Origin of the sequence: Embleya sp. NPDC127516 (assembly GCF_044765325.1) — a bacterium.
GTDB lineage: Bacteria > Actinomycetota > Actinomycetes > Streptomycetales > Streptomycetaceae > Embleya.
Genome location: NZ_JBIWJT010000024.1, coordinates 62,089 through 75,434 on the forward strand (window position 1 = coordinate 62,089; position 13,346 = coordinate 75,434).

Annotated in this window: 12 protein-coding genes; 5 read left to right on the forward strand and 7 right to left on the reverse strand. The window is 71.8% G+C overall.

The genetic code is table 11. From position 1 onward, the window contains the following. Positions 1–69 precede the first annotated feature (69 nt). The 3 genes from ACIRL2_RS36020 (at position 70) to ACIRL2_RS36030 (ending at position 3,172) form a co-directional block, all read left to right on the forward strand. Positions 70–942 carry a branched-chain amino acid ABC transporter permease gene (locus tag ACIRL2_RS36020; RefSeq protein ID WP_395860834.1) on the forward strand — a complete coding sequence of 291 codons (873 nt, stop codon included), beginning with the start codon at positions 70–72 and terminating at the stop codon, positions 940–942. A 2-nt stretch (positions 943–944) separates the two neighbouring features. After that, positions 945–2,090, forward strand: a complete 1,146-nt coding sequence (locus ACIRL2_RS36025; RefSeq protein WP_395860832.1) for a zinc-binding dehydrogenase — start codon at positions 945–947, stop codon at positions 2,088–2,090. A 68-nt stretch (positions 2,091–2,158) separates the two neighbouring features. Beyond that, on the forward strand, positions 2,159–3,172 hold the full coding sequence (locus tag ACIRL2_RS36030) for an aldo/keto reductase (RefSeq protein WP_402237946.1): 1,014 nt from the start codon (positions 2,159–2,161) through the stop codon (positions 3,170–3,172). A gap of 191 nt (positions 3,173–3,363) precedes the next feature. On the opposite strand, the gene ACIRL2_RS36035 is transcribed toward ACIRL2_RS36030, so the two are convergent. Next, a complete protein-coding gene (locus ACIRL2_RS36035; protein ID WP_402237948.1) occupies positions 3,364–4,347 on the reverse strand; it encodes an aldo/keto reductase in 984 nt (327 codons plus the stop codon). A 106-nt stretch (positions 4,348–4,453) separates the two neighbouring features. Here ACIRL2_RS36035 and ACIRL2_RS36040 point away from each other — a divergent pair, with 106 nt between their 5' ends. Both ACIRL2_RS36040 and ACIRL2_RS36045 read left to right on the forward strand, forming a co-directional pair. Beyond that, a complete protein-coding gene (locus tag ACIRL2_RS36040) occupies positions 4,454–5,455 on the forward strand; it encodes a methyltransferase (protein ID WP_395860827.1) in 1,002 nt (333 codons plus the stop codon). Beyond that, on the forward strand, positions 5,452–6,189 hold the full coding sequence (locus ACIRL2_RS36045) for an SDR family NAD(P)-dependent oxidoreductase (RefSeq protein ID WP_395860825.1): 738 nt from the start codon (positions 5,452–5,454) through the stop codon (positions 6,187–6,189). The genes ACIRL2_RS36040 and ACIRL2_RS36045 overlap by 4 nt, the downstream gene beginning before the upstream one ends. Before the next feature lie 142 nt (positions 6,190–6,331). Here ACIRL2_RS36045 and ACIRL2_RS36050 read toward each other — a convergent pair whose 3' ends face one another. The 6 genes from ACIRL2_RS36050 to ACIRL2_RS36075 all read right to left on the reverse strand — a co-directional run bounded on the left by ACIRL2_RS36050 (position 6,332) and on the right by ACIRL2_RS36075 (position 13,280). Continuing rightward, entirely contained in the window at positions 6,332–7,021 is a 690-nt protein-coding gene (locus tag ACIRL2_RS36050; RefSeq protein WP_395860823.1) for a GntR family transcriptional regulator, read from the reverse strand. A 104-nt stretch (positions 7,022–7,125) separates the two neighbouring features. Then, positions 7,126–7,869, reverse strand: coding sequence for an alpha/beta fold hydrolase (locus ACIRL2_RS36055; protein ID WP_402237952.1), 744 nt, complete (start codon positions 7,867–7,869; stop codon positions 7,126–7,128). Between the two features lie 60 nt (positions 7,870–7,929). Beyond that, positions 7,930–9,042 (reverse strand): 3,4-dihydroxyphenylacetate 2,3-dioxygenase, encoded by a 1,113-nt coding sequence (gene hpaD / locus ACIRL2_RS36060; protein WP_395860819.1) that lies wholly within the window; start codon positions 9,040–9,042, stop codon positions 7,930–7,932. 163 nt (positions 9,043–9,205) lie between these two features. After that, on the reverse strand, positions 9,206–10,726 hold the full coding sequence (hpaE, locus tag ACIRL2_RS36065; RefSeq protein ID WP_395860818.1) for a 5-carboxymethyl-2-hydroxymuconate semialdehyde dehydrogenase: 1,521 nt from the start codon (positions 10,724–10,726) through the stop codon (positions 9,206–9,208). After that, complete coding sequence (gene dapA, locus ACIRL2_RS36070) at positions 10,723–11,664, reverse strand: 4-hydroxy-tetrahydrodipicolinate synthase (protein WP_395860816.1); 942 nt, start codon at positions 11,662–11,664, stop codon at positions 10,723–10,725. The genes hpaE and dapA overlap by 4 nt, the downstream gene beginning before the upstream one ends. Continuing rightward, positions 11,661–13,280: a fumarylacetoacetate hydrolase family protein gene (locus ACIRL2_RS36075; protein ID WP_402237955.1), complete on the reverse strand. Its 1,620-nt coding sequence runs from the start codon at positions 13,278–13,280 to the stop codon at positions 11,661–11,663. The genes dapA and ACIRL2_RS36075 overlap by 4 nt, the downstream gene beginning before the upstream one ends. Between the last annotated feature and the right edge of the window lie 66 nt (positions 13,281–13,346).

Genomic DNA, 13,346 nt, shown 5'->3' on the forward strand with positions numbered 1-13,346 from the left:
CGCCGTGACCGCCGCCGACCGCGCACGCGCGGTCGGCGCGGCCGGCGCCTCGGAGCAGGAGGTGCTCGAATGCTGAACTCTGTGATCGCGGGCCTGAGCAGCGGCGGGGGCTACGCGCTGCTGGGACTGTGCGTGGTGCTGACCTATCGCCTGGTCGCCGTGGTGAACTTCGCGATGGCGGCGATCGGCGCGATGGGCGCCTTCACCATGGTCTCGCTGACCGACGACGGACTGAACGTATGGCTCGCGCTGCCGCTCGGGGTCGCGGTCGGCGCGACCTTGTCCGGCATCCTGGGCGCGGTGCTGATCCGCTGGTTCGGGGAGCACAACGAACGCACCAAGGCGGCCGTGACGGTGGCCGTCTACGTCGCGGTGATGGCCGTGGGGCTGCGGCTGTTCGGTGCCACCTCCACCGGCGCGCGCCGCTTCCCGGCGCCCTTCGACGGGGCGCTGTTCCGGATCGGTGACGTGGTGGTCTCGCAGGCCGTGCTGGTCTCGATCGCCTTCGCGGTGGCGATCACCGTCGGAGTCGAACTGCTGCTGCGCAGGACCCTGGTGGGGCTGCGCCTGCAGGCACTGTCGGAACGGCCGGGCACCGCACAGGTGGTCGGCATCTCCGCACCGCGGCTGGCCACCGCGGTGTGGGTGGCCATCGGCGCGCTCACGGCGTTGGTGATCATCCTGGTCGCGCCGCGCCTGGGCGGCGACTTCTCCACGCTGGGCAAGCTGATCGTCACCGCGCTCGCCGTCGCCATGGTCGGCGGGTTCCGCAACCTGCCGCTGACCCTGGCGGGCGGCCTGCTGCTCGGCTGCCTCGAGGGCATGTCCGCCGCGATGAGCGCGGTGCGCGAGTACCGAGGCGTGATCCCGTTCCTGGTGATCCTGGTGCTGCTGTGGTGGCGCAGCCGGCACGAGGTCTGGGATACCGCGCACAGTCGATGACAATGAACCGGAGTTCGCAGATGATCATGGGAACCCGCTCCGCCCCGGACGGCTCCACCCGCGCCGCGGTGCTGCGCGCGCACGACGAACCGCTCACCCTGGAGGACATCGCACTGCCCGAACGCTGCGAGCCGGGCGCGGTGTTGGTCCGGATCGGCTGCGCCACGCTGTGTGCGACCGACGTGCACCTGTGGCGCGGCGCCATGAGTTTTCCCGGCATGTTGCCGATGGTGCTCGGCCACGAGATGACCGGCGTGGTCGAAGTGGTCGGCGTGGGCGCCACCGACGCGCTCGGGCGCACGCTGCGGGTCGGCGATCGCATCGGCTGGTCCGAGTCGACCTGCGGCACGTGCCACGCCTGCACGGTGTTGCGCCGGCCGGTGGGTTGCGTCGATCGGGGCTACGGCTTCCGGCAACGATCGGACCGATGGCCGTACGCCACGGCCGGGTTGGCCGAGTTCGCCTACGTCGGGCCGCGTGCGGAGAAGGTGCTCGTACCCGACGACGTGCCCGACACCTGGGCCGCGTGCGCGGGGTGCGCGGTCAAGACCGTGCTGCACGCGTTCGACCGGGCGGGTGGGGTACGGCCCGGCGCCGAGGTCGTGGTGCAGGGCGCCGGAGCGCTGGGCATCGTGGCCGGCGCGATGGCCAAGGCGAGCGGCGCGCGCACGGTGATCACGATCGGCGGGCCCGAGAACCGGCTGGAACTGGCCCGGGAATTCGGCGCGGACGTGACGATCGGCCTGGACGGCGACGCCGGGGGCCGACGAGAGGAGGTACTGGCCGCCACCCGCGGGCGCGGCGCGGATCTGATCCTGGACCTGGCCGGTGCGCCCGGTGTGGGTGCGGAGGCGGTCGAACTCGCGGCGTTCGGTGCGACGTTCGTGATCGTGGGCAGTACCGGTCCCACCCCGGAGCGGTTGCCGCTGGGGACCGTCATGGGCAAGGAACTCGATGTGGTCGGCTCGCTCAACGGCGACGTGGGCGACTACCACCGGGCCGTCGAGTTCCTGCGCGACTTCCGCGACCGATTCGACTGGGACCGGCTGTTCGCGGCGCCGGTCGGGCTGTCCGGCGCGAGTGCGGCGCTGGCGGCGATGGGTCGGCAGGAGCAGGTCAAGGCCGTGGTGCATCCGTGGCTGCCGTAAGCGTTGTTCGTCGTTCTTCGAGCGCCGGTTCCGTCCGCACGCAGTAGTCGTTCCCGAGAGGACCTTCGATGGGTGACATCGACAGCATGACCGTTCCGCGCCGCCGGCTGGGGGTCGAGGGCCCGTACGTGTCCGCGCTTTCCCTGGGGTCGTGGCACACCTACGACCGGATGGACTTCCACGACGCGGTCGACATGGTCTCGCACGCCGTCGAGTTGGGGATCAACCTCTTCGACGTCGCGGTGTATGGGATCCCCGGGCACAAGCAGGTGTTCACCGACGTGCTGTTCTCGGCGATCGTGCGGGCGGCGGGACTGGCTCGGGAGGAGTACCTGCTGTCCACCAAGGTGTGGCTGGAGGGCTATCCGGCGCGGCCGTTGCGCGAGCAGGTGGAACGGGCGATGTTCCGGGCCGGGACCGAGTACGCCGACCTGGCGATCCTGGGCGACATCCGCGATATCCGCGATATCCGCGACGACGCGCACGGCGCTGCGGACGGCGCCGCCGTGGATTTGGAGCAACTCGCCGGTGAGTTGGCCGAGTTGGAGGAGAGCGGGCTGATCGGGCACTGGGGTGTGAACAACTGGTCGGCGCAGGCGATCACCACGATTCGGCGGCACGCGGTGGAGGCGGGTTCGGCCGGTCCGCAGGTCGCGCAACTGAAGTACAGCCCCTGTCGGCGGGCGATCGCGGACGGCGCGCCGTTCGCCGAATTGTTCTCGGCCGGTCTGTCGATGCAGGCGTCCGATGTGTTGGAGGGCGGCATCCTGGCCGGCAAGGTCGCGCCGACGCGGGAGATCGGACGGGATCCGGGGGGCGTACGGGAGCGGATCATCGCGTCCGCGCCCGGGATCGCGGCGGTGGCGGCGGAACTGGACGCGAGCGCCGCGCAGGTGTGCGTTGCGTTTGCGTTGTCGCATCCGGCCACGGCGAGTGTGTTGTTCGGGGCCACGCGCCGGGAGCAACTGGTGGACAACGTCGGGGGGTTGCGGTTGTTGGATCGGGTCGGGGCCAGTGCGTTGCGGGCTCGGCTGGTGCCGTTCTTTGCGGACGGGGGTGTGGTGGACCCTTCGGGTCCTTGAGGGTTTTGGTGGCTTGGGGTGGCCTCAAGCGCCGGCCGGGCTGGAAGGTGGCCTCAAGCGCCGGCCGGGCTGGTTTGTTGAGGGGTGGCCTCGAGCGCCGGCCCGGCTGAGGGGTGGGCTCGGGGGCCGGCCGGGTTGAGAGGTGGGTTGGGGGTTGGCCGGGCCGGCGGGGTTGTCGGTTGGTTGGGTTGTCAGCGTTCCGTGCCCGTCGGGTTCATTGTGTCGGCGTCGACCCAGGTGGCGGAGAGGGCGGTGCGGAGGTCTTCGGGGTGGCGGGTGAGGAGGTTCAGGGCTTTGAGGTTGTCTTGCCATTGGGATATGCGGCTGGCGCCGAACAGGACCGTGGCGACTGCGGGGTTGGTGAGGCAGAAGGCGATGGCCAGTTGCGCGGGTGTGGCGTCGAATTCGGCGGCCACGCGGGCGATCAGCGGGTACGTGTCGCGGATGCGATCGCGGATGCCGCCGGGGTCGGCGCCGATCTTGCGGTGCGGCCGGAGGTTGCCCGCCAGGATGCCGCCTTCCAGCACGTCGGACGCCTGCATGGCCAGTCCGTCGGCGAACAGTTCGGCGAACGGCTCGCCCTCGGGCACCGCGCGACGCGCCAGGCTGTACTTGAGCTGCGCGAACGTCGGTGGCGTCAGCCCCTCCTCGGCGGCGAACCGCCGGGCCCGCCACACATCCGCGGCCGACCAGTTGTTGACGCCCCACGAGGTGAACCGGCCGGCCGCGATCTGCTCGGCGACGTCGCGGACCACGGCTCGTACGTCCAACTCGCCGAAGAAGTCGCCGACCACGACCAGGTCGGCCCGGTCGGTGCCGATCCGGTCCAGCGAGACCGTCAGTTGCTCGGCGAATCCCTTCCTCGGGTACTCCCACAACCACAGCTTGCCGCACAGCAGATAGTCCTCCCGGGCCACGCCCGCGTCGCGCATCGCCTGCCCGAAGATCAGGTCGGTGCGCGCGTTCTCCGCGTGCGGGCCCATGTCGTAGTGCGCGACGTCGAACAGCTCCACGCCGTGCGCCAATGCGTCGCGGATCAGCGCGACGGCGTCCGAACGGCTCATCCGGTCCCAGGTGTTCCACGAGCCCAGGCCGAGCACGGGCACCTCCGGGCCGTGTGCGCCGAGTCGACGACGGGGCACCGGGCCCGGGCTGCCGGCGGCGGGGGAGAGCACCACGGATCCTCCAAGGGAGCGGAGACGGACACGATCGCCACTGTTGACGGCATCGGTAATCATATAGCATTCCAGATACCAACTTCCTGTCCCGCGAGGAGATCCGATGTCAGTTCCCTCGGACGCCCAGGCCGAGGTCGGCCCCGATCGCATCATCGAAATCGCGATCGCGTACATGGCCGCCAAGCAGCTTTTCGCGGCCAACGAGGCCGGCCTGTTCGAGGCGCTCGCCGACGGGCCCGCGCCGCTCGACGAGCTCGCGACCCGGACCGGACTTCCCGAGCGCACCACGCTGATCCTGGCCGACGCGATGGTCGGCCTCGGGCTGCTGGAGCGCGGCGAGGCGGGATACACCGGCTCGCCCGCGGCCCGGCGCTACCTCGGGGGATCGACATCGGACGTGGATCTGCGCCCGTTCCTGACCTTCCTGGACACCGTCAGTTACCCGCACTGGCTCGGCTTCGCCGAGACCACCCGCACCGCGCGGCCCGCCCCGCTGGATCTGGGCGGCGATCGGCTCGGCGTCTTCCTCGGCGGGGTGATGACGTACAACGCGTTGCATGCCCGCATGCTGGTGGGCGCCTACGACTTCGGCGCGCACCGGCGGGTCCTGGATCTGGGCGGGTTGTCCGGGTCGTTCCTGGCCGAGGCACTGCGTGCGAACCCCGAGCTGAGCGCGACCTTCATGTCCGCCGGCGACCTGGTCGGGCACGCGGAGAACACTCTCGCGGCGGCCGGGGTCGAAGACCGGGTCGAAGTGGTCACCGGCGACCCGCTGACGGACGACGTGCCCACCGGCTTCGACCTGGTGCTCCTCGAACACGTCGTGCACCGCTTCGACGCCGAGCAGAACCGGCGGATCGTGGCCGCGGCGCGCAAGGCGGCGGCTCCCGGGGCCCGGCTGTTGTTGCTGGACTTCTTCCTGGAGCCGAACGGGACGCCGCGGCTGATCGACACCCTGCACGCGGGGGAGTACCTGGTCATCGACGGCACCACGGTGTACCCGCGCGGCGAGGTCGAGGAATGGCTCACGGACGCCGGTTGGCGGCCGGTGGACATACTCGAACTCCCGGGCAGTCCGCGGGTGATCGTGGCGGAGGCCCGATGAGCACCGGACGCGTCGTGGTGGTCACCGGCGGGGCGAGCGGCATCGGCGCGGCCGTCGCGCGCGCCTTCGCCGAGGGCGGCGACCGGGTCGTGATCGCCGATCTCGACGTCGACGCGGCCGAGAAGACAGCCCGGGAGATCGGCGGCGTTCCGATCCCGATGGACATCACCGACCCCGCGTCGGTGGCCGCGGCCCTGGACCGGGTCCTCGCCGAGGTCGGCCCGCTCGCGGTCCTGGTCAACAACGCGGGACTGGTCGCGGGCGGCGGACTGCTCGTCGACCTGCCGATCGAGGTCTTCGACACCGTGGTGGCGGTCAACCTGCGCGGCACCTTCACCGTCACCGCGGCCGCGGCCCGGCTGATGATCGCCGCGGAGGCAGGCGGCGCCATCGTCAACATCAGCTCGATCGGCGCCCGGCAGCCCACCGCGGGACTGGGCCACTACGAGGCCACCAAGGCCGCGGTGGACGCGATCACGCGTACCGGTGCGATCGAACTGGCCCCGCACCGCATCCGGGTCAACGGGATCGCGCCCGGTCCGGTGCACACCCCGATGACCGCCGGCCTGATGTCCGACCCGCAGGCCCGACAGGCGTGGGAGGCGCGGATCCCGCTGGGCCGCATCGCGGTCCCCGAGGACGTCGCGCCGCTCGCGGTGTTCCTGGCCTCGCCGGCGGCCGAGCACATCACCGGCACGATCGTGCCGGTGGACGGCGGTCAACTCCTGGTCTGAGCCCGGCGCCCCCCGATCCCGGCGCCACCCGATCCCGGCGTTACCCGAACCCGGCACCGCAGGGATGCCGGCGCCGCACGAGCGGTACCACGCGACGAAGGGCGGGCTCCCGGAGCCCGCCCTTCGTCGCGTCGCCGAGCCGCTACGGGGTCCCGGTCTTGGCCTGGTGCAGCGCCGCCGCCGTGGCGATCTTGTGGGCGCACGCGGCCTGTTCGATCACCTGTGGGTCGGCGCCGGCGTCGATCAGGTCGAGCAGATGCTCGTGCTCGCGCACCGATGTACGGGCCCGGCCGGGCACGTAGGTGAAGGTCGACCGCCGCATGTGGTCCAGCCGCGCCCACTCCGACTCGAGCAGCGCGTTCAGGTGCCTGTCGGGGCAATGCGCGTAGAGCGAGAAATGAAATCTCCGGTTGAGCGCGGTGAACGCGGTGGGATCGAAGTCCGCCAGCGCCTCGACCATGCGGTCGTTGATCGCGCGGGCCTCGGCGATGTCGGCGGCGCTCATCAGCGGCGCCGAGATCGCGGTCGCGTAACCCTCCAGGCGGGCCAGCACGTTCAGCGAGTGCTCGACCTGCGAACGGTCGAAGACCGCCACCCGGGCCCCGACGTTGCGCACGATCTCCACCAGGCCGTCGGACTGGAGCCGGCGCACCGCCTCGCGCAGCGGAATGGTGCTGACCCCCGCCTCACGGGCGAGCTGGTCGAACACCAGCCGATACCCGGGCCCGTAGGTGCCGTCGAGGATGCGGCCGCGCAGCAGTTCGTAACACATCTCCGATTTCGACGCCTTGGCGGCCTTGCTCGCGGCGGTGGTTGCCTTTGCGGGACTCAACTACGGTCTCCTCAGTCTGGACCGGACACGGTGGCGGGCCGGGACGAGGTGTCCCGGCCCGGCGTCTCCGGCGTGGTCCGGTGGGGGCGGTACGCCGCGGTGGGTCAGCGGTCGAGGACCCGCACAACCAGTTCGCGGAAGAACGGGTTGACCAGAACGCCGTGGTGGTCGCCGGCCATGGCGACCATTCGGGATCCCGGGACCAGGGCGACCAGTTCCTTGGTGCCGTGGACCATCGTGTCGTCGACGCCGACCAGGAACCACGGCGGTGTACCGCCGGCCCACCGCTCGGGTGTGAACGGAGTCCTGCGCAGACCCTCGACACAGGTCACCAACCCGTCCGCGCGCGCACCCTCGGCGCGGATCAGGCCCGCGATCATGCCGGTGAGCGGATCGGCGGGCGGGGCCGCCTCGTCGCGCACCGCCCGGCGCAGCTCCGTGACGTCCACGTCGGCGAACGGCTCGGTCGGGCTCAATCCGCCGAACACGACCCGGCCGATCCGCTTGGGAGCCAGCGCGGCCAGCTCCCAGACCAGTCGGGCGCCGAGCGAGTGTGCGACGACGTCGAACCGGTCCGCGCCGTACGCGTCGACCACGGCCAGCAGGTCCTGAGCCGAGGCGACCGCGTCCACTTCCTCGGCGCTCGTCGGTGCGGGGCTGGCGCCGTGGCCGCGCAGGTCCGGCGCGATCATGGTGCGGCCGGCGTCGAGCAGGGCCTGGACGATGCCCGTCTCCAGCCACGTGCGGCGCGTGCTGGAGCAGAACCCGTGTACGAGCAGCACCGGAGGCTGCTCGGTGCGCTCCGTGCTCGGATAGGTGGTGACGGCGAGGGGCTGCCGCAGGCGCATCCTACTTCTCCACTCGACTATTTCGGATACGATTTCAGATCGTACACCAGGGGCGAATACTCACAGCTGCGACCCGATCCGGAATCCGTCGCCGGTCGCGTCCCGCGCGAACGAGAAACCGTCGGCGCCGACGGTCACTTCCGCCTCGCGGTCCTCCCGCCGGGCGAGCACCGGCTGCGGCCGGCCGGCCAGGTCCAGGACGGGGGAGGCCTCCGCATACCAGGACGGCACCACCGGGTTGCCCCACCAGTCCCGCCGCTGGTTGTCCCGGACGTCCCAGGACAACACCGGGTGGTCAGGGTCCCCCGTGTAGTAGTCGGTCGTGTAGATCTCCACCCGATGCAGATCGGGATCGCGCACGTAGACGTAGAAGGCGTTGGACACCCCGTGCCGCCCGGGACCGCGCTCGATGTGCGTGGACCGGCGCCGCGCGCCGAGCAGATCGCACACGTGCAACACCTGAGCGCGCTCGTGCGTGCCGAACGCGATGTGGTGCAGCCGCGGCCCGTCGCCACCGGTCAGCGCGATGTCGTGCACCGTGTCCTTGCGGTGCAGCCACGAGGCGTACAACGTCTCGTCCTCGCCCCGGATGTCCTCGGTCACCCGAAAACCCAGATCGCGGTAGCAGCGCTCGGCCCGGGCCACATCCGGCACCACGATGTTGAAGTGGTCCAGCCGCGCGATCGCGCCCGCGCCGTGCAGGTCGTAGCGCTGATGCAGGCGCGGCACGTGCTCGGCCTCGTAGAAGAACTCCAGGGGGAACCCCAACGGGTCCAGCACCCGTACGGCGGGCCCGATCCCGCGGGTCGCCCCGGGCGCGCGGCGCTCGACCGGCACCCCCAGCGCCCGGTAGTAGCGCTCGGCGACGTCGACCTCCCGCGGCGCGCGCACCCGATAGGCCAATGCGGCCAGCGCGCCGGCGGCCCCGCGCCGCAGCACCAGTGAATGGTGCAGAAACTCCTCGAAGGCGCGCAGGTACACCGCGTCCTCGTCCTCGTGGGTGACCACCAGGCCCAGCAGGTCGACGTAGAACTCGCGGGACGCGGCCAGGTCGGTGACCACCAACTCGGCGTAGGCGGCGCGAACGATGTCCGGACAGCGCGGGGTCGCCGGGTCGGGGGCAGGCACGCCGGGGCGGGCGGTGGGTGCGGGTGGAACGGCGGGAGTTGGCATCGGACTCTCCTCCTGTTCGAGGCGCCGGACCCGGCCGGCGCGATCGGCCCCGGTCGCCCGGGCCCGATCCGGAAACTAGCGCTCCGCCCCCGGCCGGGGCCATGGTCGAGCGCGGACGGGGATCCGGCGGGCACGGACCGGACACCCGGCCGGCGTCCCGGGTTCACGCGGCGCCGAAACGGGCGGTGTGCAGCGGTGCCATGGCCACGTGGACGGCCTGCTGTGACGTGTAGAAGTCGATCGAGCGGTAGCCGCCCTCGTGACCGAGCCCCGAGGCCTTGATCCCGCCGAACGGCGTGCGCAGATCGCGGACGTTGTGCGAGTTGATCCACACCATGCCGGACTCGACGCTCTGCGCCACCCGGTGCGCCCGGCGGATGTCGTTGGTCCACACGTAGCCGGCCAGTCCGTAGCGGACCGCGTTGGCCAACTCGATCGCCTCCGCCTCGTCCGCGAAGGGGGTCAGCGCCACCACCGGTCCGAAGATCTCCTCCTGGAAGATCCGCGCGTCCGGCGGCACGTCGCAAAAGACGGTCGGCGCGAGGTAGTTCCCGGTCGGCAGGTGCGCGGGCCGGGCGCCGCCCGCGACCAGCCGCGCCTCGCGCCGGCCGATCTCCACGTACGCCAACACCCGTTCGTAGTGCTCGGGGTGCACCAGCGCGCCCACCTCGGTGGCCGGATCCTGCGGCGGCCCGACCACGATCCGCTCGGCTCGCGCGGCGAACCGCTCGACGAACTCGGCGTACACCCCCTGCTCGACCAGGATCCGCGAACCGGCGGTGCAGCGTTCGCCGTTGAGTGAGAACACCCCGAAGAGCGCGGCGTCGATCGCGTCGTCCAGGTCGGCGTCGGCGAACACGATCACCGGTGACTTGCCGCCGAGTTCCATCGACAGCCCCTTGAGGTGCCGGGCGGCGGAGCGGAAGATGCTCTGCCCGGTGGTGGTCTCGCCGGTGAACGAGATCAGCGGCACGTGCGGATGTTCGACCAGGGCCGCGCCCGCCTGTTCGCCGAATCCGCCGACCAGGTTGAACACGCCCTGCGGCAGGCCCGCCTCGGTGAGGATGTCCGCCCACAACGAAGCCGACAGCGGGGTGAACTCGGCCGGCTTGAGCACCACCGTGCAGCCGGCCGCCAGGGCCGGCGCCAGCTTCCACGACTCGAGCATGAACGGCGTGTTCCACGGCGTGATCAGCCCGGCGACCCCGATCGGGCGGCGATTGACGTAGTTGAGCTGGCGGCCCGGCACCTGGTAGGCCTCGTCGGTCTGACCGACGATCAGGTCCGCGAAGAAGCGGAAGTTCTCCGCGGCGCGCTGCGCCTGACCCAGCGCCTGGGTGATCGGCAGACCGGTGTCGAAGGTCTCCAACTCGGCCAGCCGGGCGTCCCGACGCTCCACCTCGTCGGCGATGCGACGGAGCACCCTGGCCCGCTCCTTGGCCTGCGTCCCGGGCCACGGACCCGAGGTGAAGGCGCGCCGGGCGGCCCGCACCGCGGCGTCCACGTCGGCCGCCTTGCCCGCCGCCGCGGTGGCGTAGGGCAGGTTGGAGGCGGGGGCGCAGACCTCGAAGGTGGCGCCGTCCAGCGAGTCCACGTGTCGGCCGTCGATGAAATGACGCAACCGTGTGGGCAGCGCGGCGGGTACCCCGGAGTGCTCGACGGGAGTCGTCGTCGTGGAACTCATAGTGCTTCTTCTCCAAGGGCGGGGTCGGTCAGCAGGTGGAGCCGGCTCTGTGCGAGGGCGGTCACGTCCGCCCGGCCCCGCTCGGACAGCGGCAGCAGCGGCGGACGCACGAAGTCGGAGCCGATCAGGCCGCGTCGGTGCATCAGCCACTTGGCCGGCGCCGGGTTGGTCTCCACGAACAGCAGGTCCACCAGGGGATGGAGGGCGTAGTGCAACTCGCGGGCTCGGCCCAGGTCGCCCTCCTGGTAGGCCTCGTACATCCGCGCGACCGCGGCCGGTGCGATGTTGGCCAGCGCGGAGACGAAGCCCGCGCCGCCCAGGACCAGTACCGGCAGGCACAACAGTTCGATGCCGGACCAGACCAGCAGTTCGGGACCGGCGGCCTCGATCACCCGGGAGAAGTGCTCGAAGTCCCTGGTGGTCTCCTTGACGCCGACGATGTTCTCGTGCGCCCGGAAGAGCCGGGCCACGGTCTGGGGAGCGATCTCCACGGCGGTGCGACCGGGCACGTTGTAGATCACCACGGGCAGGTCCGGGTACTCCCGGGCGACCGTGGAATACCAGGCGAACAGCGCCTCCTGGGTGGGGCGCGCGTAGTACGGGGTGATGATCAGCACCGCGTCGGCGCCGGACTCCCGGGCTATCCCGGTCAGTTCCAGGGTCTCGTCCAGCTTGGTCGATCCGGTGCCCGGCAGGAACGGCACCCGGTCGTCGATCTCGGCGGCGACCGCCCGGATCGCCTCGGCGCGCTCGGCGAGGGTCTGTGCGGACGGCTCGCCGGTGGAGCCGCCGAGCGAGATGCCGTGCGAACCGGCCGCGATCTGCCAGCGGACCAGGCGGCGCAGCGCGGCGGTGTCGACCGCGCCCTCAGGGGTGAAGGGGGTGACCAGCGGGGCGATCGAGCCGCGGATCAGGGACGGATCGGCGCGGTACTTCATCGGTGCTCCTCGCGGGTGGTGGTCGGGATGGTGCTTTCGCGGGCGGCGTCGGCGGGGGTGGTGATGCCTGCCGAGGTGACCGCAGGGCCGGCGGTGGAAATGTCGGCAGGGGGGTCGGCGGCCCACGCGCGGTAGGCGGGCTCCCAGTCCGGCCCGAGCGGGTACAGGCCGGCCAACTCCACGCCGGCGGCCACCTGTTCGGTGATGAAGCGTTCGCGGGACTCCTGCTCCTCGGCGGCCGCGAGGACATCGGCGAGCAGTGTGGGCGGGATCACCACGGCGCCGTCGTCGTCGGCCACCACGATGTCGCCGACCTGTACGGTGGCGCCGCCGCACGCGATGGTGACGTCGGTGTCCCAGGGCACGTGCCGGCGGCCGAGTACGGCGGGATGCGCGGCGGCGGCCAGTACCGGCAGGCCCAGGGCGGCCACGGCGGCGCTGTCCCGGACGGCGCCGTCGGTGACGATGCCCGCCGCACCGAGGGTGCGGGCGCGCAGCGCGAGGATGTCGCCCAGGGTGCCGGCGCCGGCCACGCCGCGGGCCTCCATCACCAGGACCTGGCCCGGTTCCAGCGAGTCGACGGCGCGTTTTTGCGTGTTGAAGCCGCCCCCGTGCTCGGCGAACAGGTCCTTGCGGAACGGGACATAGCGCAGTGTGCGGGCGGTGCCGACCAGGCGGGTCCCCGGGGTGAGGGCGCGGACGCCGTCGATCGAGACGGTGTCGAAGCCGCGGGCGCGCAGTTGCACGCTCAGTGTGGCCACGGCGACTCGGGTGAGCCGGGCCCGCAGGTCGTCGGTGAGGACGGGGGATGTGTCGGCGCCGGCGGGTTCCGCGGGCGGGGCCGGCGCGGGCGGCCCGGCGGGCTTCGGGGGGCGGCGCGGCTCGGTGGACGCGGGCCGGGTGCCGGTGGCGTCGGCCCGGGTGGCCGGGTCGACCCGGGGCGGTGCACCCCACGCCCCGAGTTCCGGGCCGGCGACCACGTCGGTGCGCAGCCTGCCGGTGCTGCGGTCGGGGTCGCGGAGGCTGTCCACCTCGACCTCGACGCGTTGCCCGATCCCGGCCACCGACGCGCCGGCCGGGGTGCCGGTGAGGATCACGTCGCCGACCTCCAGGGTGAGCAGCCGGGACAGGTCCGCGACCAACTCGGCGAAGCCGAAGAGCAGCGTCGAGCTCTCGTCCTCTTGGACCAACTCCCCGTCCAGCCAGGTGCGTACGCGCAGCGCGTCGGGTCTCAACTCGGCCGCGGGCAGCAGGGTCGGCCCCAGCGGGGTGAAGCCGTCGCCGCCCTTGGCCCGGACGTTGGAACCGCCGTCCGCGTAGCGCAGGTCGTACAGGCCCAGGTCGTTCGCGGCGGTCACCCAGCCGACGTGCGCCCATCCGTCGGCGGGCGCGACGCGGTGCGCGGTGCGGCCGATGATCAGCGCGATCTCGCCTTCGAAGCCCAGCAGTTCGACGCCGGCCGGCTGCTCGACGGGGCCGGATCCGGTGAGCGAGCTGCTCGGTTTGAGGAAATACGAGGCATGGTCGGGGACGCGGCCACGCTGACGCGCGCGGGAGCGATAGTTGAGGTGTACGGCCAGCACCTTGCCGGGCCGCCGCCCGGTCGATGCGGTCACCGCGTCGTGTGTCACTCGCCACCCCTTTGCGCCTGGATCAGCGATGCCATCTCGAAACATATATGA